The organism is Pseudoalteromonas sp. SCSIO 43201, assembly GCF_023716725.1.
GTDB lineage: Bacteria > Pseudomonadota > Gammaproteobacteria > Enterobacterales > Alteromonadaceae > Pseudoalteromonas > Pseudoalteromonas peptidolytica.
Window position 1 is genome coordinate 69,600 of record NZ_CP072683.1, and the last position, 21,749, is coordinate 91,348.

General features: G+C 44.9%; 24 protein-coding genes. 12 read left to right on the top strand and 12 right to left on the bottom strand.

What is annotated here, in order from left to right:
- Positions 1-100: 100 nt before the first annotated feature.
- Entirely contained in the window at positions 101-1,627 is a 1,527-nt protein-coding gene (locus J8Z24_RS00350; protein ID WP_125253605.1) for a carbon-nitrogen hydrolase family protein, read from the top strand.
- Positions 1,628-1,629: 2 nt separating this feature from the next.
- Positions 1,630-1,944 (top strand): DMT family transporter, encoded by a 315-nt coding sequence (locus J8Z24_RS00355; RefSeq protein ID WP_128731190.1) that lies wholly within the window; start codon positions 1,630-1,632, stop codon positions 1,942-1,944.
- Here the strand turns inward: J8Z24_RS00355 and J8Z24_RS00360 are convergent.
- Positions 1,931-2,800 carry an EamA family transporter gene (locus tag J8Z24_RS00360; RefSeq protein ID WP_125253607.1) on the bottom strand — a complete coding sequence of 290 codons (870 nt, stop codon included), beginning with the start codon at positions 2,798-2,800 and terminating at the stop codon, positions 1,931-1,933. The genes J8Z24_RS00355 and J8Z24_RS00360 overlap by 14 nt on opposite strands.
- A 318-nt stretch (positions 2,801-3,118) precedes the next feature.
- On the opposite strand from J8Z24_RS00360, the gene J8Z24_RS00365 reads away from it, so the two are divergent.
- Complete coding sequence (locus tag J8Z24_RS00365; protein ID WP_125253608.1) at positions 3,119-3,505, top strand: MAPEG family protein; 387 nt, start codon at positions 3,119-3,121, stop codon at positions 3,503-3,505.
- Here the strand turns inward: J8Z24_RS00365 and J8Z24_RS00370 are convergent.
- A complete protein-coding gene (locus J8Z24_RS00370; RefSeq protein ID WP_252095615.1) occupies positions 3,483-4,193 on the bottom strand; it encodes a pseudouridine synthase in 711 nt (236 codons plus the stop codon). The genes J8Z24_RS00365 and J8Z24_RS00370 overlap by 23 nt on opposite strands.
- A gap of 77 nt (positions 4,194-4,270) precedes the next feature.
- Between J8Z24_RS00370 and J8Z24_RS00375 the strand changes: the two genes are divergently transcribed.
- A complete protein-coding gene (locus tag J8Z24_RS00375) occupies positions 4,271-4,576 on the top strand; it encodes a DUF6482 family protein (protein ID WP_128731192.1) in 306 nt (101 codons plus the stop codon).
- A 19-nt stretch (positions 4,577-4,595) separates the two neighbouring features.
- On the opposite strand, the gene J8Z24_RS00380 is transcribed toward J8Z24_RS00375, so the two are convergent.
- Positions 4,596-5,477, bottom strand: a complete 882-nt coding sequence (locus J8Z24_RS00380) for a dTDP-4-dehydrorhamnose reductase family protein (RefSeq protein WP_176033723.1) — start codon at positions 5,475-5,477, stop codon at positions 4,596-4,598.
- A gap of 115 nt (positions 5,478-5,592) precedes the next feature.
- Here J8Z24_RS00380 and J8Z24_RS00385 point away from each other — a divergent pair, with 115 nt between their 5' ends.
- A complete protein-coding gene (locus tag J8Z24_RS00385; RefSeq protein WP_252095086.1) occupies positions 5,593-6,927 on the top strand; it encodes a hypothetical protein in 1,335 nt (444 codons plus the stop codon).
- A gap of 33 nt (positions 6,928-6,960) precedes the next feature.
- Here the strand turns inward: J8Z24_RS00385 and J8Z24_RS00390 are convergent, their stop codons facing one another.
- From J8Z24_RS00390 to lptM, 7 genes are all read right to left on the bottom strand, one after another.
- Positions 6,961-8,472 carry a peptide MFS transporter gene (locus tag J8Z24_RS00390; protein WP_252095087.1) on the bottom strand — a complete coding sequence of 504 codons (1,512 nt, stop codon included), beginning with the start codon at positions 8,470-8,472 and terminating at the stop codon, positions 6,961-6,963.
- A gap of 83 nt (positions 8,473-8,555) precedes the next feature.
- On the bottom strand, positions 8,556-9,257 hold the full coding sequence (locus J8Z24_RS00395; protein WP_176033720.1) for an HAD-IA family hydrolase: 702 nt from the start codon (positions 9,255-9,257) through the stop codon (positions 8,556-8,558).
- Between the two features lie 2 nt (positions 9,258-9,259).
- On the bottom strand, positions 9,260-10,183 hold the full coding sequence (xerC, locus tag J8Z24_RS00400; protein WP_176033719.1) for a tyrosine recombinase XerC: 924 nt from the start codon (positions 10,181-10,183) through the stop codon (positions 9,260-9,262).
- Positions 10,180-10,803, bottom strand: a complete 624-nt coding sequence (locus J8Z24_RS00405; RefSeq protein ID WP_147389220.1) for a DUF484 family protein — start codon at positions 10,801-10,803, stop codon at positions 10,180-10,182. Before J8Z24_RS00405 ends, xerC begins: the two co-directional genes overlap by 4 nt.
- Positions 10,800-11,630: a diaminopimelate epimerase gene (dapF, locus tag J8Z24_RS00410; RefSeq protein WP_125253616.1), complete on the bottom strand. Its 831-nt coding sequence runs from the start codon at positions 11,628-11,630 to the stop codon at positions 10,800-10,802. Before dapF ends, J8Z24_RS00405 begins: the two co-directional genes overlap by 4 nt.
- A gap of 127 nt (positions 11,631-11,757) precedes the next feature.
- Complete coding sequence (lysA, locus tag J8Z24_RS00415; RefSeq protein ID WP_252095088.1) at positions 11,758-13,011, bottom strand: diaminopimelate decarboxylase; 1,254 nt, start codon at positions 13,009-13,011, stop codon at positions 11,758-11,760.
- 1 nt (position 13,012) lies between these two features.
- Positions 13,013-13,189, bottom strand: coding sequence for an LPS translocon maturation chaperone LptM (gene lptM, locus J8Z24_RS00420; RefSeq protein WP_128731199.1), 177 nt, complete (start codon positions 13,187-13,189; stop codon positions 13,013-13,015).
- Between the two features lie 155 nt (positions 13,190-13,344).
- On the opposite strand from lptM, the gene cyaY reads away from it, so the two are divergent.
- From cyaY to add, 7 genes are all read left to right on the top strand, one after another.
- Positions 13,345-13,665: an iron donor protein CyaY gene (gene cyaY, locus J8Z24_RS00425; RefSeq protein WP_252095089.1), complete on the top strand. Its 321-nt coding sequence runs from the start codon at positions 13,345-13,347 to the stop codon at positions 13,663-13,665.
- Entirely contained in the window at positions 13,665-14,321 is a 657-nt protein-coding gene (locus J8Z24_RS00430) for an alpha/beta hydrolase (RefSeq protein WP_176033717.1), read from the top strand. The genes cyaY and J8Z24_RS00430 overlap by 1 nt, the downstream gene beginning before the upstream one ends.
- Positions 14,322-14,366: 45 nt before the next feature.
- Entirely contained in the window at positions 14,367-15,299 is a 933-nt protein-coding gene (locus J8Z24_RS00435; protein WP_252095090.1) for a DUF2914 domain-containing protein, read from the top strand.
- 104 nt (positions 15,300-15,403) lie between these two features.
- On the top strand, positions 15,404-16,342 hold the full coding sequence (gene hemC, locus J8Z24_RS00440; protein WP_128731202.1) for a hydroxymethylbilane synthase: 939 nt from the start codon (positions 15,404-15,406) through the stop codon (positions 16,340-16,342).
- A complete protein-coding gene (locus tag J8Z24_RS00445) occupies positions 16,343-18,160 on the top strand; it encodes a uroporphyrinogen-III C-methyltransferase (RefSeq protein ID WP_252095091.1) in 1,818 nt (605 codons plus the stop codon).
- Complete coding sequence (locus J8Z24_RS00450; RefSeq protein WP_147389215.1) at positions 18,157-19,260, top strand: heme biosynthesis HemY N-terminal domain-containing protein; 1,104 nt, start codon at positions 18,157-18,159, stop codon at positions 19,258-19,260. The genes J8Z24_RS00445 and J8Z24_RS00450 overlap by 4 nt, the downstream gene beginning before the upstream one ends.
- 132 nt (positions 19,261-19,392) lie before the next feature.
- Positions 19,393-20,388: an adenosine deaminase gene (add, locus tag J8Z24_RS00455; RefSeq protein WP_252095092.1), complete on the top strand. Its 996-nt coding sequence runs from the start codon at positions 19,393-19,395 to the stop codon at positions 20,386-20,388.
- 20 nt (positions 20,389-20,408) lie between these two features.
- Here the strand turns inward: add and J8Z24_RS00460 are convergent, their stop codons facing one another.
- Complete coding sequence (locus tag J8Z24_RS00460) at positions 20,409-20,819, bottom strand: CBS domain-containing protein (protein ID WP_373865578.1); 411 nt, start codon at positions 20,817-20,819, stop codon at positions 20,409-20,411.
- Positions 20,820-20,971: 152 nt separating this feature from the next.
- The gene (gene fre / locus J8Z24_RS00465; protein WP_252095093.1) at positions 20,972-21,685 is read right to left on the bottom strand and encodes an NAD(P)H-flavin reductase; all 714 of its coding nucleotides are present in this window, start codon (positions 21,683-21,685) and stop codon (positions 20,972-20,974) included.
- Positions 21,686-21,749 lie beyond the last annotated feature (64 nt).

Below are 21,749 nucleotides of genomic sequence, written 5' to 3' on the forward strand. Positions count from 1 at the left end.
CTGCTTATTTATCCTAAGCTCAGGTTAATCTACTCAGTATCGAGTAAGGTTAACTGTGATAGAGTAGAGATAGGAAGGTAACCTAAGCTTTGGAGTTGACATGTCTATAGAAAAAGCGCGGATCACGCTATGTAACCTAGAAAAGTCCGATTATGACCAGGTGAAGCAGTTAATGGATGAAGCCTATCCTGATCTTGGAGGCGCATGGCCAAGCCACACAATCTTTAGGTTAATTGACCAATTCCCTGAAGGTCAAATTGGCGTGAAGGATGGTGAGCGAATTGTTGGTATCGCGCTGAGTGTGCAAGTCGATTATCAAACATTCTCGAATCCACATACTTACGAGGATATTGTGGATGCACACAGTCGAATTTTTAGTGATAGTAATGCAGATGCGTTGTACGGTCTAGATGTCGTTATCGCCAAAAGTCATCGCGGGCTGCGGTTAGGACGCCGGTTGTACGATGCCCGAAAAGAGCTGTGTCGTCAGTATAACTTGCGGGCGATCCTCGCTGGTGGTCGAATCCCATTATACAAGCAATATCGCCGCAGCATGTCGCCGATGGAATATATCAATAAAGTAGATCACAAAGAACTTCATGATCCTATTTTGAGCTTTCAGCTGGCTAACGACTTTCAAGTCAAACGTCTACTCAAGCAATATTTGCCGGAAGATCAAGATTCAGAAGGTTACGCGACGTTATTAGAGTGGAACAACATATTGTTTGAGCCGACAGATACAGTTATTGAGAGCAAAAAAACCATTGTGAGAGTTGGTGCGGTACAGTGGCAAATGCGTCGTGTGGAGTCGGTAGAGGAGTTGATGCAGCAAGTGGAGTACTTTGTTGATACGGTGTCAGATTACCAAAGTGATTTTATCCTTTTCCCAGAGTTTTTTAATGCCCCCCTGATGGGACTTGGCCAATACAAAAATCAAACTGAAGCTATTCGTGCTTTAGCCACTTATACCGAGCGATTTCGTGAAGCAATGTCGCAAATGGCAATCGAATATAATGCCAATATTATCACCGGCTCAATGCCATTGCTCGAAGGCGATAAGCTTTACAACGTCAGTTATCTTTGTCACCGCTCGGGTAAGGTCGATGAGCAACGTAAAATTCATATCACCCCACATGAAGACTATGATTGGGTGATAAAGGGTGGTGATAAAATAGAGGTGTTTGATACCGATGCCGGTCGTGTCGGGATCCAGGTTTGTTATGACGTCGAGTTTCCAGAGCTTTCTCGCATTATGGCTGAGAAGGGTTTAGACATCTTGTTTGTGCCATTTTGGACAGATACCAAAAATAGTTACCTGCGCGTTAGGCATTGTGCGCAAGCTCGAGCAATAGAAAATGAATGTTATGTGGTAATCGCGGGGAGTGTTGGTAACTTACCACAAGTGGAGAGTTTAGATGTACAGTATGCGCAATCGGCAGTACTCACACCATCAGATTTTGCTTTTCCACACGATGCTGCGCTTAACGAAGCCACTCCCAATACCGAGATGCTGCTATTCAGTGATTTGGATTTAGATAAGCTCAAAATATTGCATAGTGAAGGAACTGTGCGTAACTTACGAGATCGCAGAAAAGATCTATATTCGGTGGAGTTGAAAGCGCAGTAACGATGGCATGGATTTACTTAATTATGGCTGGCTTATTTGAGATAGGCTGGCCGGTTGGTTTGAAAATGGCGCAGCAAGCAGAGACGAGATGGCTAGGAATTTGTATCGCTGTCGGCTTTATGGCGCTCAGTGGATGGATGTTATGGATGGCACAAAAACAGATCCCGCTTGGTACGTCTTATGCTGTTTGGACAGGCATTGGTGCTGCGGGGACATTTTTGGTCGGGATCGCCTTTTACGGAGATCCCAGTACCTTTATGCGTTATTTGGGTGTGTTGCTGATTATCAGTGGCGTCGTGGTACTTAAGTTAGCATAACCAAAACTGCGGCGATGGCGATCAGCACCAGTCCCGCTGAATCACGCTTTTTTATCGGTGCCTTGAGCCACAAAACAGAGATAAGTAATGTAAAAAAGACCTCTACTTGGCCGAGTGTTTTTACATAAGCAACATGCTCAAGGCTCATGGCGCTAAACCAACCAATAGAACCAATACAGCTACTGACGCTAATTGCAGTGGTCAGCTTTCGGTGCCGCCAAAGTATCAACCATGACTGAGGCTCTCGCAGTGTCATATAAATACTCAACATCAGTGTTTGGCATAATAACACCAGCAGTAACACCCAAGCTGCACTATGAGGAAAAGGTAAACCGGCGGCAATACTGGCCTCACGTACCCACAATGAAGTAAGCGCAAAGCAAGTGCCGCAAGCAAGCCCGATAAGTGCGGTTTTACATTCTACAGTGCGTAAACTAAAGCCACTGAGTAGCATCACAGCAATCGCGCCAATAAAAACGCCAAACCACCCGAGTAAAGTTAAGCTAGAACCAAAAAACAGCACACCTAACATAGCCGCAACCAACGCTTCGCTTTTTGCCAGTCCAGCACCGATGGCATAGTTATTTTGCTTGAAAAGCACGACCATCAATCCCGTTGCTAAGATTTGCATGACGCTGGCACCAAAGACATAAAAGAGAAAATGTGTGGAAATGGCAAGCGGTGCTACTGGGTTGAATTGGTAGAGTAGCCACAAATATAACAGGGCTAGGGGACTTGCAAGAATAAATCGCGCGAGGGTAACACTGGCCGTTGAGGCACTGGCGCTCAACTGGCTTTGAAAAGCATTTCGCCAAGCTTGCGAGAAAGCGGCTAACAGCGTGAATACGATCCACATTATACTTGAGCTCTAACAGTCGATGATGCAGCTCAGCATACAATAAAGACTCAATTAAGCATAAATGAATTATAATAATAGTGAAAATAATTTATTTTACTATCAATGGGCTAGCCCAATTTTACTTGTGCAGTCTGACGACAAAATAGCGCTGCGACAATTTGCCACATTTTAAATCTGAAAAATCGAGCTAAGATTAATATCGATGCTACGAGATTTGGCCATAGGTAAGAACCGTTGTTCTAGCTTATGGCTTTTCTTTTTTTAACTATTCTGCTCTACTGAGAGTCGCGATATTAATAGTTGAAGGAGTATCTTTTGAACATCTTAATTATCTGTGCAATTCTTGCCATCTTATTACCTTACTTTGCCAAAATTCCAGTCGCAGTGGCAATGAATAAAGAAGGTGGTTACGACAATAAACACCCTCGAGAGCAACAAAAAAGATTAACGGGGCTTGGTGCCAGAGCGCTTGCGGCACATCAAAATTGTTTTGAGTCATTAGCCGTTTTTGCAGTGGCCATGGCGGTTGCATTTGGCACCCAAACTTATACTCCTTTGATTGAGTGGTTAGCCATCGGGCATGTTACGGCTCGGGCGCTGTATTGTGTGCTTTACTGGCTGAATATCGATGTACTTCGCTCTATTGTATGGGCACTTGGTATGGGATGTGCTGTTGCAATCATTGTTGTGTGTGGGTTGTAGTTTGGGCAAAGAAGTCAGCTGCAATTTCTTTTATTTCACCACTATCAATCTGTAATTGTGTCAATTGTAGTGCTGCAATCCGGACGCGATGCAAATCAATAACGTGGTAGCCACAATAATGCGCCATTTTTCTTATTTGCCGATTGAGGCCTTGGCGCAAAATAATCTTAAATCGATCGGGGGCAATTTGCTCTACCACACACGGTAAGGTGACTTGCCCTTTGATTGGTATGCCTGCTGCCATTTTGGCGCAAAATGCAGCATCAATAGGCTTGTCGACTTGTACTTCATATTCCTTTTCCTGATGCTGATCCGGATGGATCAGGCGTTGGCATAGCTCACCATCATTGGTAAGTAGTAATAGCCCTCGGCTATCTTTATCTAGTCGGCCAATTGGGTAAACACGACAGGACTGAGGTAAAACATGATAAATACTGTGCGGGTCGTGTGGCTTTACTTTACAGTCAATACCGACCGGTTTGTAATACGCAAATAGTCGTCTAGGTTCGGGCTTAGCAACAGCAATATTATCGACAGTGATATGGTCTTCAGGTGTGACGTGGTCGATATGATTGGCTAGGCGACCATTGACCATCACGCGTTGACTATCAATTAGACGCGAAGCCTGTCGCCGTGAGCAGACACCACAATGGCCGAGATATTTTGCTAAACGCATTGGGTAGGACATAAACTGAATTGAACTGTTATTGAGCACCATGCGTATTGTAATGTATCTACTTGTAAATTTGGATCTCTTTGCTGAGCATGGCGATATTATTTTCAAAACTAAAACACCATCAACCACTACAAAAAGTCATTGTTCATTCGATAGATTTGGCGCTTTATCAGGTGAGTGTAGTTGTAAACAACGTAGAGTATTATGTCAAAGAGGAAAATGGTGAGTTTTTAAAAGCACATAACCCACTGCAAATTCAAAAACGTCTGTCTGATATTAGCTACGTGGAAATGGTGATAAGGCATCAAAGTGCCTACGATGAAATGATAGGGCATCCCGTCTCGGCTAGCGATAACACCTTGGAAGTTCCCTTCGGTCGAAATGGGCTGTTTTAGCCCACCGTCAGGTTATGCCTCATTGACAACGAGGCATATGAGTAGACAGTACGTCTGCAACAGCCGTTGCAAAGTCACGCTGGTGATTGATCCCATACTGTAACAACCTAGTGTCTTTGAGCGCACAGTTTTTTGGCCGCTTGGCGTCACCACTCGGTGTCGCTCGTGAAGTCACAAGATGGCTTGGCACATCTAGTATTTGCGCCATGATCGTCGCCATCTCGTATTTAGTGAATGCTTGATTGCCACTAATATGGATGATTCCTGTCACGTCTGGGTTGGCGATAACATCATTGAGCGTTAATGCAATATCATCGACATGTGTTGGATAACGGATAGCCCAGTGGTCATGGCTAGCACTTGGGGAATCAAGTAGCTGCTGGGCAATAATAGTGACCGCAGACTCTTCCAATGTCGTCACTTCTCCATATAACACCGGCACCCTAACAATGGTATGTAACTCACTGTCCGCTATAATTGCTCGTTCTGCAGCCTGCTTTGTTTCACCATAAAAATTAATCGGGTGCGTTGGGTCTGACTCAAGGTATGGGGGGGATGTACCGTCAAAAACATAATCGGTACTGATAAAGAAAAAGCGGATCCCCCGTTGGCGGCATGTTTTAGCTAGAAACTCTGTTGCAGCCACATTGAGTGCCAACGTCCCTTGGTGGTCACGCTCACAGTACTCGGGTCTTCTTTCGGCAGCGGCGTGGATCAAGTAGTCAGGCTGGTGTGTGTCTAAAAAGCTTAGCACCGCTGTTTGATCTCCTAAGTCTAATTGGTGTAACGGGGCCACTGCACGGCTAAAACCACACCCAATAACTGTGTGGTGGTGGCTTATTTTTTGGCACAGTGCGCGACCAAGTAAACCTGTTGCACCTGTGATCATAACAGTCGACATGATGATGCTATCCTTCATGAAAAAAGAGTTTGTACAGTAGCAAAATCGCAATAAAAACTACAGGTTCATATTGGTTTGCGTTAAGTTAATGTCAGGACAAAGAACAAGGAAAAAAATGAATAAAAAAGTTTTGTTGGCAAGCCTAGTCATATTCTCCTCGCACGTACCTGCTGCACAAATATGGATGAAAGGCAGTGACTGTGACATTAACGAGAGTGCAACGGTTATCAATATTTTTCGGCAGCACTTTGATTCAATCACAACGTTAATGGGAAAAGAACCCCGTAGAGAGCAAATAGAAACAGTCGCCACTGACTTGCTAGATGGAGTAAAACGGTCACTATTTGAGGCGCTGATCGAGAAATCTGAAGAGCAAGGTCGCGACCTAATCATAGACAAAGTGGTACTAAAAGAGAGGTTAAAAGATAATGGAAAACTTGTCGCTGTATCAGGGCGCATATTTGCTTATCCTGTGATAGCATGCCGCACAAAAACAGCCATCACGGCTGATAATTATGAAATGATTACCGCGACTGCTTTTTCCAAAAAGACACACACAGTTTCATCTCAAATTACAATTGATCTTAACGCCAAGCGTGCTGAGCAAAAGGTGACCCAAGTTAAAGATACCGCAATTACACCCACAGAGGTATTTGGGGTAGCCTTGGGTGATACCTTTGCTGCCGCAGAGCAGCAAATAGGGCGCTTTACACTCGTATGGCCGGTTAACAGTCACCAAAAACTAGCCACGATTGGCCGTAACCACGCATTCTTGTTTGAACACGACAAGCTGGTAGGTTATCAATATGCGTTTACCTTATTGCCCGTAGCATTGGCAAACTTAATTAATATCCACGATATTGATGCCAAGGTGCAAGTCGAAGATGAGTCTCTTGCTATTATCCATCGACCTTTGAGCCAACATCATGTCTCTGTGCTAACTGCACGCTATGCTAATGTCGCTTTCTTTCAAGAGGGGAGATATACCAAAACTCCAAACACTAAGTTGTCTGAGTTAACGATAGGTCGCTTTCACATTGATGAGCCGACTACGCCACCCTGTTATCAAGGTAAAACAGATATAGACTTGTTTATCGAGCAGCAGCAATCTCATCTTATTCAATGGCAAGATGTTGAACGCAAAACAATATTGTATACGGGGTGCCATCAGCTTATGGAGTTGAACAAGTTAGGTAAAGTAACCTCAGTAAAACTACAAGAAGCATGGTCTTTGCGTAATGCCAACTTGATTGGTTTGGCATCAATATCTCAGGTGCTATTACCATGGCAGTTTTATGGTATTAGTTATCTTGATCCACAAAGTGCGGCGTCAAAACTAGGTAAAGTTGAACGTTTTTATGACACCATAGAGGTGGCTGCACCCAAGTGGGTGGGTCACTTTAAGGCATACGAAGGGCAGTTGGTTTCAGCTGAATTTGAGAAGATGTAGGAGCATGACGCCCCTACACTTACATCATGGCGGTTAAGCCGTTTGCTCAGTGAGCGGCTTTTCAGATTGTTTCTCCCAATGCTTGGTTTTTAATCCAAGCACACCTACAAAAACACCAATACCGATTGTGAATAGTGCAATTTGCAGATAGAGGTTTGGAAGATCAGCGATATTATTAGGGTCGAAGCTGCCTGCTAGTAGACCTGAGAAAATATTGCCAATAGAGTAAGTTAGTACGAATACGCCCATCATCTGTCCAGCAAAGCGCTTTGGAGATAACTTACTGACTGCACTAAGTGCAACCGGGCTTAGACATAGCTCGCCAACCGTATGAAGAAAATAAGTGGTGATCAGCCACATAGGTGCTACTTTCAAGCCCTGTGCAGCATATTGAGAAGCGAAAAACATGACAATAAAGCCACTTGCCATAATAAGTAATCCGATTGCACATTTAATACTGTAGGTCGGCGTTATCATGCGCTTAGCTAAGTTAATCCAAAGGGCGGCAAAAAACGGTGATAAGATAATGATGAAAAAAGCGTTAGTTGACTGAAACCAAGCTGTAGGAATACTGAAGCTGCCGATCAGGCGGTCTGTATAATCTCGGGCGAATAAGTTCAGCGATGAACCTGCTTGTTCAAAGCCAGACCAAAAGCACGTTGAGGCTACGCAAACCAAAAATAATGCCCACATACGGCGCTTTTCATTGTCATCTAAGTTACCAGCAAAGTAAATGTAGCCATAGTACAAGAAAAAGGTGATCGTAAAGGCGATAGCGACATATTTTGCCAGTATAACGGGGTCGATGATCAGTACACCGGTAAAGGTGGCAATTGTCACAGCAGCAACAGTCGCAACGGCAAGGGCGATTGCACTCCATGCTTTAGTACTTTGGCTGGCTGACATAGGGTTGGTTGGAACATGGCCAACAGTTGCAATGTGACGACCTGTTAAGCGGTAAGTGATAAGGCCAATAGCCATACCAACAGCCGCAGCGCCAAACGCCCAATGCCATCCGATATTTTCCATAAAATAGCCACAGACCATATAGCCAATCACAGAGCCTAAGTTGATACCCATATAGTAAATGGCATAGCCACTATCTCGACGGTTGTCTTCATCACTATAAAGTTGGCCAACCATTGCGCTGATGTTTGGCTTTAATAATCCAGTCCCACAGGCAACGAAGATGAGCCCGACAAAAAAAGAAAATTGGCTGGGTATGGCAAGAATAATATGGCCGATCATAATGATAATACCGCCATACCAAACGGCACGTTGGCCACCGAGCAAGCGGTCAGCTATCCAGCCTCCAGGCAACCCTAAAAAATAGACTGAGCCGGTATAGAGACCATAAATTGCAGCAGCTGATGCAACTGTAAAACCAAGTCCTTCTTGTTGTAAGGTGGCGGTCATAAAAAGAACGAGCATGGCGCGCATGCCATAGTAACTCATGCGCTCCCACATCTCAGTGAGAAAAAGAGTGAGTAGGCCTTTGGGATGGCCAAAAAAGCCCACATCACTTGTGGTGTCCTGTGATGACATAATTTACTTCCATTATTATCGTTTTTTGGAAGTCAATATTAGTACGTTATTCGAGCACTGAATGCAACCACAGTAGAGAAACATTACATCATGTTTTTTAACATCTGTATGTTATCTATTTCTATATTTGCTAATCCTTGATAGCGGTATTGAGTAAAGTTATTGCGCAGCCAGACGCTTGATGCACCTGCGCGATGTGCACCTTGGACGTCCGTATCTAGGCTATCACCTACATGGAGTAACTGTTCTGGTGTAATATTAAAATGCTGACAAGCAAGGTGATAAAGTTCAGGGTGAGGTTTAGCACGACCATCAATGCCAGCGCGAAGCACTAAGTCAAAGCTATTCCTTAGGTTAAATTTCTCTACCTCTACATTACCGTTTGTGATGGCGATAATATGAAACTTACGACGTAATTGTGTGAGTAAGTCGATAACGGAGTCGCTGACGACAATATTGCTACGGGCATCTGCAAACGCTTGGTAAGCACGTTGAGTAGCATCTGCTGCTGCATCATGTTCATATCCCAGTATGGTGAAACCGAGATGGAGAGCAGCTTGACGCCATCGAGTGGCGTTTTCCGCCAGCGTCCGGTCTTGTTTGAGCGCTTGATCACGACACTGTAACCAAAATGTTTCCCCTTTGGCACGCCATTTTGGGATAGCGTTGAGGTGATCGGTCATTGCTTGAACCGCAGCAATAATAATTGGGCGGTTATCGTATAGCGTGTCGTCTAAATCAAAACTAATCGCGCGGATAGTTGAAATAGGCTTATTAAATCGCATGATTACTCGTCTTTTTGTTTTTTCGCTCTAGGGTGAGCACTATCATACACTTTTGCTAGATGTTGAAAATCTAAATGGGTATAGACCTGCGTGGCTGACAAACTAGCGTGACCAAGCATTTCTTGGACTGCTCGCAAGTCGCCACTAGACTCAAGTAAATGGGTGGCAAAAGAGTGTCGCAGTTTATGTGGATGAATAGGTGTACTTATCCCTTGCTTCAGCCCCCATTCTTTCATCCTTGCGCGCACATGCCGTGGACTTATCCGGCGCTTTAATTTGCTGACAAAAAGCGCAGGCTCTTCTGGCGGAGCATACTGTGAACGGATATTCAGCCAGTCGTCTAATGCGTTGAGCGCTTTGCCCCCAACGGGAACAATACGGGTTTTACCACCTTTACCTAACACTCGGATCTCGCCATCTTTCACATCTAATAGGTTTGCACCAACTAACTCGCTCAGCCGTAACCCACTGGAGTACATTAATTCCATCATGGCTTTATCACGAACAGCTAAAGCATCATCTGATGGAATTTCTAATAATTGCCCCATTTGGTCGACATCAAGGTTTTTTGGTAATGGCTTTTGAAATTTAGGGCCTCGGATCCCTTGTGCCGGGTTTACGACAGCTTGCTTTGATTGCGATTTTAGTTTTAGAAACTTGTATAAACTGCGGATACAACTGAGTTTAAGGTTGATGGTTCTGGGGTTGTAATTTTGGCTTCGCAGTTTCATGCTGTAGCGACGGATCTGTTCGCCACTAACTTGTTGCCAAGCACTGGCGTACTGGCAAAAATATAAGGCTGCTTGAGTGAGTTGCGTCCGATACTGGTTCAAGGTGTGCTCAGAGTAGTGCTTTTCATGGCGAAGGTGTGCCATAAAGGCGGTGATTGGCTCTGCCCATTCATCGGTTAGCGGCGTTTGGGTCATGCCAGCGCTTCGAGTTTTAGCGTTAACGTTTGGATAAATGCTGCGATCAACATATTATCATGCTGTGGTGAGAAGTGTTCAGCTGAGCGGCTAGCAAACGCGAGAATGTAGTTCCCTTGTTCCGATGCCGAAATGCGATATAGTGCAACGGAGCCAACCTCAAAGTCGCTAAATAGTTGTGCTGCAAATTGCTGGCTGATACGACCGAGATAGCAGTTACTGCTGGTTAGCTTCGCTGTAACCAATTCAGACACTGAGTCGTCAATACTGATAAGCTTACATTGAATGTCGCTGTAGGCATCAAAGCGTTGTGCCAATGTGTCATTAATCGCGTTTAGCTCCGTACAGCGCATGATGGCCAGCTGGCATTGCGTAAGCTGCTTGAAGATCAGCTCATTGGCCGTTGCATGTTCAATCATGTCGCGGATCTGCTGTTTTAGCGTGTCGACTTCCTGTCGCAACAGGCGCTGTTGATGCAAGGAAAGGTCAGGTAATCCTTGCTGTTGGTGGTGTAATTTCAACTCCAACATAAGATAGGGATGGCGCAATAAAAAGTCAGGGTGCGCGCGTAGGTATTCTACAACGTGTTGCTCTGTCACCTCGCTTTCTTTTTGGGTCATATCGCTATTTGTCCGTCAAAAACGTGTTCCGCCGGTCCGGTCATTTTCACCACTTGGCCTTGACCTGCCCAGCGCACCTGCAAGCTGCCGCCAGGTAGGTCAACCCTAACCGTTTCATCCAGCTTTCCTTGCATAATACCGGTAACTACAGCAGCGCAAGCGCCAGTGCCACATGCCAAGGTTTCACCCGCACCGCGTTCCCACACCCGTAACTTTATATACTCTCTAGATACGACTTCCATAAAGCCGATGTTGGCTTTTTGTGGAAATCGTTCATGGTGTTCTAGTAAAGGACCAAGCGTGTGAACATCTGCGGTGTCAATACTGTCCACAATGATTACACCATGTGGGTTGCCCATCGATACGGCACTACAGAACACGGTATGTTCATCAGCTCTTAAAATATAGGTGTTTTCTTGCTTATTTGCACGAAACGGAATGGCTTGTGGATTCGAATTTGGCTTGCCCATATTGACTGTCACTTGACCGTCTTTCTCGATGTACAGAGTAATATTGCCCCCTTTGGTGGATACATTCACCTTGTGCTTATTGGTGAGTCCCTTCATCCGTACGAAACGGGCAAAGCAACGAGCACCATTACCGCATTGTTCAACTTCATTACCGTCAGCATTAAAAATACGATAATGAAAGTCCAAGTCGGGAGAGTAAGGCGCCTCGACCATTAATAACTGGTCAAAGCCAATGCCAAAATGGCGATCTGCAAGCTTTTTTATTTGGTCTCGAGACAAGAATACATTTTGAGTGACATTATCTATCACCACAAAGTCATTGCCTAAACCGTGCATTTTTGAAAAGTTTATAAACATAGAGTGGTTATCTTTTGGTATAAAACCATGTCCTCACTTTGCTAATACTTTGCCATGGATACATCGACTAGGGAAGCGGCTTAATGTAAAGCTTTATGCTGCCCCCTAGGTTATGTACTAAGTTGGGTTATTGTGGCAGTAGTTGTTCATATTGCCACAGAGACTCTAGTGGTTCTCTTTGGCGAATTAAGTGATGCTGGTCGTTATCCACCATAACTTCTGCACAACGAGGGCGAGAGTTATAATTTGAGCTCATGGTAAAGCCATAGGCACCAGCACTGCGTTGTGCTAATAGATCACCTGCTTTTAGTTTTAGTACTCGGTCTTTACCTAAAAAGTCACCTGTTTCGCATACAGGGCCAACCACGTCATAATTTATCGACTCTACATCGTCTCGCGGCGTGACTGGCACAATATTTTGCCAAGCTTGATATAGCGACGGGCGCAGCATATCGTTCATGCCGGCATCAACAATTGCAAAGTGCTTGTGTGCAGTTGGCTTAATAAATTCGACTTTAGTGACTAGAACCCCCGCATTTGCCGCGATGGCACGACCGGGTTCAAAAATAAGTTCTAGATCAGTAAATTGCTCCAGTCTGGCTTTAATTTCTGCAGCGTATGCACTCGGGTGCGGTGGTTTTTCACCATCATATGGTACACCAAGGCCGCCACCAATATCCAAGTGATGTAAGTAAATCCCCGCTTTTTCCAGCTGTGTGATTAGCGCAAGCACTTTATCTAAAGCGGCTAAAAATGGATTAACCTCAACTAACTGAGACCCGATGTGGAAGTCGATCCCAACTACTTTTAAGCCAGGTAGGGCATAGGCGAGCTGGTACACATCAAATGCAGCCTTGATATCAATACCAAACTTATTTTCTTTCAAGCCCGTCGAAATGTAAGGGTGAGTCTTCGCGTCAATATCCGGGTTTACGCGCAATGAAATAGGCGCGATTTTATCTAGCCTAGTCGCTACTTCACTGATCCGGTGAAGCTCTGCAATCGATTCAACATTAAAACACTTTATACCAGTATCAAGCGCAAACGCGATTTCATCTTCTGTTTTTGCGACACCAGAAAAGACGACTTTTTGTGGATCTCCACCGGCTTTAAGTACACGAGCAAGTTCACCCTTTGACACAATATCAAAACCAGAACCAAGCTGAGCTAAGACATTCAAGACGGCAATATTGGAGTTTGCTTTTACTGCATAGCACACTAAGTGGGGATGACCGGCTGCGGCATCCGTAAAAGCGTGATAATGCCTAACGAGGGTTTTTTTCGAATAGACATAACAGGGAGTACCATATTGCTTGGCTATATCGCTAATCGAGACATCCTCTGCAAATAACTTACCATCTCGGTAATTGAAATAATCCATTTTAACGCTCCTGTTGTTCTGCTGCAGGCTGGTTTGCTTGTTCTACTTTCGATTGGTTTGATTTTTTAGCCTGTTGCTCAGGCAAATAAAGCGGACCGCTTTGACCGCAACCCGATAATCCGATTAAAGTAGTAAAAACAAGTGCCGTTACGCTAAATTTATAAGGTGTCGCTTTCATTAGATAATTCGTGTCAGTGCCTTTATAATCGCAGAGTAACAGAATTGATAAAAAAAGCAGCTTTTCGCTATTGAAATTTCGTCTTCATCAAATTGCTCAAATAGCGAGTTAAGCTTAGGCACCATGCCGTAGTGCGTCAGTAAGAGGAAATCACGATGACAGAAAGTGAATATCATGAGTTAGCCGATGCGCTAATGTTGACTATTGAAGAGCAGATCGATGATTGTGACGCTGATTTAGATTACGAATCAGCAGCGGGAATTCTAGAGATTATTTTCCCTGACAAGAGCAAAATTGTTATCAACAAACAAGCACCATTGCACCAAGTATGGGTGGCGACTAAGTTTAATGGTCATCACTTTGAATTGCGTGGTGATCAGTGGATTGATAATCGCTCCGGTGCTGAGTTTTGGCAATTTATGAGCGACGCAGCCACGAAGCAAGCACACACCCCTATAGAGTGGCAGCACGATTGATGTTGGAGTTTGTAGAACACCCCGCCGTGGGAGAGCATAAAGCGAGCATCATTTGGTTACATGGCTTGGGCGACTCAGGTAATGGCTTCTTACCGATTGCACCTGAGCTAAACTTACCAGGTGAATTAGGCGTAAAATTTATTTTTCCACATGCACCAGAGCAGCCGGTCACCATAAATGGTGGTATGGTCATGCGTGCTTGGTATGATATTAAATCATTTGATCTGGATAAAAGAGCGGATGAGCAAGGTGTGCGAGACTCTTCAGCTCAGGTTGAAGCGTTAATTCAGGCACAGTTAGATAAAGGTATTCCAGCTAACCGTATTATTCTTGCTGGGTTTTCTCAAGGTGGCGTGATTGCGCTTCATCTTGCACCGCGTTTGGCTGTAAAACTAGCTGGTGTCATGGCACTATCCACTTATATGTGTGTGCCTGAAAAACTGAGTGCAGAAGCGAAGCAAACTGAACTTGCGATTTTTATGGCACACGGTAGTGCAGATCCAGTGGTTCCAATGTTTGCTGGTGAACAAGCCTTTAATACATTAAAGCAGCAAGGTTATGAGGTAAGCTGGCAAGACTATCCCATGGAGCATCAGGTTTGTCTTGAAGAATTAAAAGCCATTCGTGCTTGGCTTATTGAAAGACTGAGTGATTAATATCACTTAGTATCACATGCAGGTGACAGATACAGGAGCAAAGCAATGTCACAAAAAATTGTCATAAAAACGTCGGTGAGTAAGCAGCCTTCAAAGCCCTCAGCGGTGACCTATCAATGGCACTGGAAGCGCATTTTTATGGCAACGGTGGCATTTGCTGGCATTGCAACTGCGGGTGTCTACGGTGTCGTCAACAGTGTGAATGCTGACGAAGATGATGGCCAAGTTGTCGCCGTCACGATTGATATCGACAGCGCTGATGATATGGCTGTAGCGTTAGACACGAGTGAGGCTCTACCTAGTGTAGCGCAAGGAACAGCTGACAATGAATCGCCTGTTACAGCTGTGCTTACCACGAATACCGCTTCAGATCTTGCATTGAATGAAGTGGTGCAGCAACCTGTTGGAGAAACAGAAACAGAAACAGAAACAGAAACAGAAACAGAAACAGAAACAGAAACAGAAACAGAAACAGAAACAGAAACAGAAACAGAAACAGAAACAGAAACAGAAACAGAAACAGAAACAGAAACAGAAACAGAAACAGAAACAGAAACAGAAACAGAAACAGGGCAGATAAAGCGATTTAACCCAGATGCGCAGGTAGCAAGCGTAGCGCTGGGAGCAAAGATTGATACACAATTTATTAGTCGAGCGGTGTTAACCACGATGGTTGATAATCGCGAGCCGACTAATGTACTCAAAGACATTATCTCCGCAGCGCAAATCAAAGAGAAACTTTACTTTTTCACTGAAGTACATGCTCTCAAGGGGGAGCTTGTATCGCACTTGTGGTTTCATCAAGATGAATTAATGGCTGAAGTTGAACTACCTATTGAAGCGATGCGTTATCGAACCTACTCGAGTAAAAATATTATGCCGAGTCAAACTGGCGACTGGCGAGTTGAAGTAGTAACGAATGCTGGACAGTTATTAGCACAGAAGTCATTTCGCATCGTTGATAATACACAGCAATGATCTGACCCACTCATGCTGAGGCCGTTCATTTGTGCGGCCAAGTTACCAAATATAAGAATATACAGCGACGCTTTGAGTTGCTGTACTAACGCAAAAGGCAAATCATGACAGAACAAGTTTCCGTATTACGTATTGCGACTCGTAAAAGCGCGTTAGCGCTTTGGCAAGCTGAGTTTGTAAAAGCTGAACTTGAAAAACACCATGCAAACTTAAAAGTAGAGCTTGTGCCAATGTCGACGAAAGGCGACAAAATCTTAGATACACCTTTGGCCAAGATCGGCGGTAAAGGGCTTTTTGTAAAAGAGCTGGAGCAGGCAATGTTAGAGGGCAGAGCTGACATTGCTGTGCACTCAATGAAGGACGTGCCTGTTGATTTTCCTGAAGGGCTAGAACTGCACACTATTTGTGAGCGAGAAGACCCAAGGGATGCGTTTGTATCTAATACTTATGCGTCACTGGCAGAGCTACCAAAAGGTGCAATAGTGGGCACTTCTAGTTTACGACGCCAGTGTCAAATTCGAGCGGCACGTCCTGATCTGGTAATTAAGGACTTGAGGGGGAATGTGAACACCCGCCTAGCCAAGTTGGACGCCGGTGAGTTTGATGCCATTATTTTGGCCGCAGCGGGACTTATCCGTTTAGAAATGATTGATAGAATCGCAAGCTATATTGAGCCTGAAGCTTCGTTACCGGCAAATGGTCAAGGCGCGGTGGGCATTGAGTGTCGTAGCAATGATGCACAGACCAAAGCCTTTTTAGCACCACTTGAACATACTGACACGCGCATTCGTGTACTTGCTGAGCGAGCAATGAACCGTCGTTTAGAGGGGGGCTGTCAGGTTCCAATCGGTGCGTACGCTGAAGTTTCGGGTGATCAAGTACACTTACGAGGTCTAGTCGGTGCAATTGATGGTAGTGAAATCTTGCGTGGTGAGTGCCGTGGTACTGTCGCAGAGGCTGAGCAACTTGGCATTCAACTCGCCGAATCGTTACTTGCACAAGGAGCAGACAAGATTTTAGCTGAGGTTTATAAGGACGCTTAAATGAAAGTTGCGCTGACTCGACCTGTTGGAAAATCTGAGCCGTTATCTGAGTTATTGTCACAGCAGCAGATAAGCTCTGTGATTTGCCCTGTACTAAGGTTAAATGAAGTCGCGGTTAGTGACGCGGCTCAGGCGATGATACATGAAGCCGAGTTAGCCATTTTTGTATCACCAGATGCAGTGCGCTATTTTAGCCAATTAGCAGTACCATTAGCGGGGCATTGCGCAGCCTTTGCTGTTGGTGAAGGCACGGCCGATGCTATACAGCAAACTCTTAATATCAAGGCTAAATATCCTAAGCAACCAGACTCTGAAGGGTTGCTTGCACTTCGGCAGCTGTCGTCGGTTGAGGGTAAACGTGTATTGTTGGTTAAAGGCAAAAGTGGGCGTCCCGTTATTGCCCAAACCCTCAAAGCAAGAGGTGCCATCGTTGATAGCTTGGCGGTGTATGAGCGCACAGCGGTAAAGGATACCTCGGATAGCTGGTTAGACCACTGGCGAAGCCAGCAGATTGAAGGTATAGTCATTACCAGTAACAGTGCAGCGGATGCGATTTTTAATACGCAGTCGTCAGCAAGTAAAGATTGGTTGGCTCAGCGTACTTTCTTTGTTGTGAGCCAACGTATTGCTGAGCATGTACAGCAATCCTATAACATTGAACAGTCTCAAATTGTGGTATGTCATGGCCCTGATAATCGTGCCATCGCAGGGAGTATCATCGACTATACCAGGCAGCAAGGGCGCAAAATGACTCAGTCTGAATCGCAAACAAAGCATACAAATACTCAGCAAACACAAAGAGCAGTTGAGCAAACGGTCGCATCACATCAAGCAAAAACAGGAGTGAGTAAGGTTGCGCTCTTGGCGTTACTCGTCGCGCTTGGTAGTGGTACTGGTGCTGGCTATGTTTATCTACAGCAACAACAACAGTTGCAACAAACGTTATTGGCTAATCAAGCAATTAGCGCGGAAAATCAGCTCCTAAGTACACAATTGAATGGCGCTAAATCACAACTTCAGCGGGTAGAAAAAGTGCTCGACTCGCTGCAAGGTGATGTCACAAAGCGATTGGCTGAGCAACAGCAAAATGTGGATACACAGCTTATGCAGACGCTTGCTAAGGCGCAGCAGCAAGTAAGTGGTGCAGTTGCCTCAGAAGCTTTATATTTACAGCGCTTAGCTACGTTTAAGGTTGCAGCAGAACAAGATTACCTTGGTGCTGTTGCTATCCTTGAGCGGTTGTTAGAGAGCTTAGCGTCTGAGTCCAACACCGCAGTGGTGAAACAGGCGATTGCCACCGACATTGCTACCTTGAAAGCTTTGCCCAAACCACAAACAGAGTCGCTCTATTTCGAGCTTCATGGCTTGCTGTCTCAGGTTGACGTGCTAACGATTAAAACCAAACAGATCCCCCAAACGAGTGTGAGTGAAGACGCTGTGTTATCGCAACAGGTTGATGATTGGAAAGCAAACTTACAGCGCTCTTGGCAGAGATTAGTTGATGACTTTATTACCATACGCCATCATGACGAAGTGATCATCGACCCGCTCCTTGATAAGAATGAACAGCTACTTATTCGCGCTCAGCTACGTGCTTATTTGACTCAGGCGCAAGCGGCACTAATGGATCAACAAGCAGGCATTTATTTTAGTGCCCTTGATGGTGCAGCCGAAACACTGGCGCGTTATTTTGACACCCAGCACCCCTCGGTGAATGCGATGCAACAGGCGCTGCACAAACTAAGCCGCAGCGAAGTGCAACGCCAAGATTCTGTTGAACTAGCAACGCCTGCGGCTGTGAAGGGGTGGCTCAAATGATGGCAAAAATCATTACTTTCGTACTCATTTTCATTGCCTTAGCTGCGAGCCACCTACTGATTGATGAAAAAGGCTATGTGCTTATCTCCTTCAATCAAACTACGATTGAAGGCAGCATAGTGTCTTTCACTATCTTGTTATTACTCGCTATCACAGCTTTAGTGTTGCTGGGTAAGATAGTGCGTTGGTCGTGGCGTCACCTAATAAATACCAAAGGTCACTTTTCAAGAAAGCGTAAATTAAAAGCGCAGCAAGCTTGGGATGAAAGCTTGTGGCTATTAATTAATGGTGAAGTAGAGCAAGCCGCAACGTTGTTAGCAAAAACGCCGCAGCCAGATGAGCGTCAAGACTATGTTCGCGCCATCGCTGCAAAAGCAGCTTTGAAGCAAGGGGATATTGTTAAAGCCAATACTGAGTTAGAAGCGATATCCGATGATAACCAAGGACAGCTTGCGACGCTGTGGCTTGAAGCCAATAATAGTGAGCAAGCGTTGGCTTTATTAGATGACAAAATGTCAGCGGCGAAGCCAACCGCTGCGGTGCTAAGTGGGTATATTGCAGCATGTGTTGAGGCGCAGCAGTCTGAACAAGCCACGACACAAATTGCAAAGTGGCATAAAAAGCTAAATTGGAGTGATGCACAGTGGCAAACTCTGTTTGAGCGCTTGTTTACAGCCACACCAGAACAAGCTGACACTTTGTTTAATATGCTACCTAAAGCTGTAAAGGCACATGCAGTACCTGCGCTAACCAAAGTTAAGTTACAACAGGGGCGTATTGCAGAAGTCACTGGAGACTTGAAGAAGTTATTGAAGCAGGGTCAATATCATCAATTGGCTGAATATCTGCAATACAATACACAGGCTAACGCAGAGCTTAAATTAGCCTTACAACAACAGTTGAAAAAGCACCCTGATGATAAAGAGCTATTGTTTGCACTTGCGTGCCTTTGTAACGCAGAAGCGGATTATGAACTCGCCGCTAAGATTTTTGACTCATTAAGTGCCCACCCATGGGAAGCGCGCTGGAGTAAACAAGCTCAGCTCGCCTACGAAAAAATACATACCTACGAAAAAGCGTATTTAATCGCAAAATCGTAACAAACAGCCTGCCCAGCGATGTGCAGGCTTTTTTGTATTAAAGTTAGCTATACTCAAGACTGACATTTGTCCTTGCTATCTTAGGTTAGGTGCGTATGATCCCAAAAATTTTAACTGCAAATCGAGCCTCTTATGATCAATAACACACTTCCGCTATTAGATTTACATCGCCACTTAGATGGTAACGTTCGTGCGACAACGATTTTAGAACTTGGCCAGCAGTTTAATATGGAACTCCCTGCTACAGATATTGAAAGCCTGCGCCCCCATGTGCAAGTGTTAGACAATGCCCCCAACCTCATGGCGTTTCTTGAAAAACTAGATTGGGGTGTAAAGGTACTAGGTGACTACGATGCTTGTCGCCGTATTGCGGTGGAAAATGTTGCCGACGCAGTTGCACAAGGTATTGATTACACTGAGTTAAGGTTTAGCCCTTACTACATGGCAAAAACCCATAATCTACACCCGCAGGGCGTGGTTGAAGCCGTAGTCGACGGAGTGCAAAGTGCAGTCAAGGGTCAAGACATTCAGGTTAACCTGATTGGCATTATGTCACGCACATTTGGTGTTGAGAAATGCCAATATGAGCTAGACGCGCTACTTGCCTTTAAGGAGCGGTTAGTTGCGATTGACCTCGCGGGTGACGAGCTGGGCTTCCCTGGCGAGCTGTTTATTGAACATTACAAACAGGTTCGTGATGCTTATCTTGGTGTGACCGTGCATGCTGGCGAAGCTGAGGGCGCGGTAAGTATCTGGCAAGCTATTAAGGAGCTTGGTGCAACACGTATCGGTCACGGAGTTAAAGCAATCCATGACCCTGCTCTGATGGACTATTTACGTGATAATCGTATCGGGATCGAGTCTTGCCTAACCAGTAACATCCAAACAAGCACTGTCGAAAGCTTAACCACGCATCCGTTAAAAGCATTTTTAGATCATGGCGTGTTGGCAACCATCAATACTGACGATCCTGCGGTTCAAGGTATTGAGCTAGATAACGAGTATAGCCATGCAGCTGCGGCGGCAGGTCTAGACTTGAGTGATATCCATAAAGCGCAGCGCAATGCAGTTGAGATTGCTTTTTTAAGTGAGGCCGATAAAAAAGCCTTACTTGCAAAGGAAGCCTAAATTGAACTAGCTGTGTGGGATTATCCCGCACAGCTAAGATAACTTTCTTTGAGTGCCGCAACCACTTGGCTACGCGTCACAATTCCTATGACTTTACCTTCGTTTATGACAGGATAAACCTTAGGGTTATTTTGCTGCATTCGCTGTGCTAGGTCGACAACGGTTGTTGCAGCTTCAACACTCAGGGCAGGCGTTGCCAGTAAATCTCCTACCTGCACTTTACCATCGCAAAAGTAGCTGGAATTAAGCAAAGGCTTGAGCATTTGCTGTTCTGATACAAATCCAACCAGATGACGCTGTGTATCTACCACAGGAGCACCAATTAAATGATGCTTTTGCAGCAAAGTAATGGCATCAGTAAGTTCAGTGTCAGCGGTTAGTGCTGGAAAATCGGGTGACATAATGTCACGAACATAGAGTTTACTCATCATACTTCTCGCGGTCTTTGTGTGTACGAAGAGAATAGCGGGCGAGTGACTTTTGGTAAAATGGATTGTTTTGATTGGTTTGTTCTGTTTTTTCAATGTGTGACTGACGACCAGTCACACATTGAATAAATTGCTATTAAATAACTTAGTTCTGGTTACTTAATAAACGCGAAGGCATCTGCGTACATAAACTCACGCTCTGCGCCATGGTTGATAAAATCATCACGCACGATGCCAATCATGTCAAAGCGCCCAGCCATATAGATGCTGTATGGCTCTAACGAAACAATATCTTTCATCACAGCTTGATGTACATAGCCGCGATGGCCTTGCCAAGCATCGCTGGCATTTTCTACTACAGGAATAAATTGAAAGTGTTTGTTGGATGATGCCCAAGCTTCCATTTCTGCTTTTGCATAAAGTGCTGACTCTTCTTTTACGCCCCAGTAAAACAGTACGGGTTGGTCGTATCCCGTTTCAGCCAGATAGTCAGCCATTGATTTTACGTAAGAAAACCCTGTACCGCCCGCCAGTAATACTAATGGGCGGTTTTGATCCGTGCGTAACTGCGAGATGCCAAGACCCACCTCTAACTGTACGGCTTGCTTGGTATCAAATGCCTGACGTAGGTGCTCTAAAGATTGCATGGCATAAGAGTCTGCACCAGAGGCACCGATATGTAATTCCAGTTGATCTTGAGTCGATGGGCTACTGGCGATAGAAAAAGCGCGCTTGTCTTTTTCTCCAAGTACGACTTGCAGATAATGACCGGCTTCAAACTTGACTGTCTCTTCAGGTTTTAAAATAACTTTGTGAACAAATTCTGTAAGAGGTGTAATAGAAACAACCTCTGCTGCTAATACTTGCATACCTTACCTTTATTAAGCACGTGGCTAAAGTCTGTGCACTCTAGCATAGCTAAGTGAACAATGT

Excerpts from the sequence above, each read along its gene's own strand:
- J8Z24_RS00460 (WP_373865578.1), bottom strand. The coding sequence starts at position 20,819 with ATGATGAGTAAACTCTATGTTCGTGACATTATGTCACCCGATTTTCCA.
- fre (WP_252095093.1), bottom strand. The coding sequence starts at position 21,685 with ATGCAAGTATTAGCAGCAGAGGTTGTTTCTATTACACCTCTTACAGAA.
- J8Z24_RS00405 (WP_147389220.1), bottom strand. The coding sequence starts at position 10,803 with ATGACCCAAAAAGAAAGCGAGGTGACAGAGCAACACGTTGTAGAATAC.
- J8Z24_RS00350 (WP_125253605.1), top strand. The coding sequence starts at position 101 with ATGTCTATAGAAAAAGCGCGGATCACGCTATGTAACCTAGAAAAGTCC.
- add (WP_252095092.1), top strand. The coding sequence starts at position 19,393 with ATGATCAATAACACACTTCCGCTATTAGATTTACATCGCCACTTAGAT.
- xerC (WP_176033719.1), bottom strand. The coding sequence starts at position 10,183 with ATGACCCAAACGCCGCTAACCGATGAATGGGCAGAGCCAATCACCGCC.
- dapF (WP_125253616.1), bottom strand. The coding sequence starts at position 11,630 with ATGTTTATAAACTTTTCAAAAATGCACGGTTTAGGCAATGACTTTGTG.
- J8Z24_RS00370 (WP_252095615.1), bottom strand. The coding sequence starts at position 4,193 with ATGTCCTACCCAATGCGTTTAGCAAAATATCTCGGCCATTGTGGTGTC.
- J8Z24_RS00360 (WP_125253607.1), bottom strand. The coding sequence starts at position 2,800 with ATGTGGATCGTATTCACGCTGTTAGCCGCTTTCTCGCAAGCTTGGCGA.
- J8Z24_RS00395 (WP_176033720.1), bottom strand. The coding sequence starts at position 9,257 with ATGCGATTTAATAAGCCTATTTCAACTATCCGCGCGATTAGTTTTGAT.
- J8Z24_RS00380 (WP_176033723.1), bottom strand. The coding sequence starts at position 5,477 with ATGTCGACTGTTATGATCACAGGTGCAACAGGTTTACTTGGTCGCGCA.
- cyaY (WP_252095089.1), top strand. The coding sequence starts at position 13,345 with ATGACAGAAAGTGAATATCATGAGTTAGCCGATGCGCTAATGTTGACT.
- J8Z24_RS00445 (WP_252095091.1), top strand. The coding sequence starts at position 16,343 with ATGAAAGTTGCGCTGACTCGACCTGTTGGAAAATCTGAGCCGTTATCT.
- J8Z24_RS00450 (WP_147389215.1), top strand. The coding sequence starts at position 18,157 with ATGATGGCAAAAATCATTACTTTCGTACTCATTTTCATTGCCTTAGCT.
- J8Z24_RS00355 (WP_128731190.1), top strand. The coding sequence starts at position 1,630 with ATGGCATGGATTTACTTAATTATGGCTGGCTTATTTGAGATAGGCTGG.
- J8Z24_RS00375 (WP_128731192.1), top strand. The coding sequence starts at position 4,271 with ATGGCGATATTATTTTCAAAACTAAAACACCATCAACCACTACAAAAA.
- J8Z24_RS00435 (WP_252095090.1), top strand. The coding sequence starts at position 14,367 with ATGTCACAAAAAATTGTCATAAAAACGTCGGTGAGTAAGCAGCCTTCA.
- J8Z24_RS00430 (WP_176033717.1), top strand. The coding sequence starts at position 13,665 with ATGTTGGAGTTTGTAGAACACCCCGCCGTGGGAGAGCATAAAGCGAGC.
- lysA (WP_252095088.1), bottom strand. The coding sequence starts at position 13,011 with ATGGATTATTTCAATTACCGAGATGGTAAGTTATTTGCAGAGGATGTC.
- J8Z24_RS00390 (WP_252095087.1), bottom strand. The coding sequence starts at position 8,472 with ATGTCATCACAGGACACCACAAGTGATGTGGGCTTTTTTGGCCATCCC.
- hemC (WP_128731202.1), top strand. The coding sequence starts at position 15,404 with ATGACAGAACAAGTTTCCGTATTACGTATTGCGACTCGTAAAAGCGCG.
- lptM (WP_128731199.1), bottom strand. The coding sequence starts at position 13,189 with ATGAAAGCGACACCTTATAAATTTAGCGTAACGGCACTTGTTTTTACT.
- J8Z24_RS00385 (WP_252095086.1), top strand. The coding sequence starts at position 5,593 with ATGAATAAAAAAGTTTTGTTGGCAAGCCTAGTCATATTCTCCTCGCAC.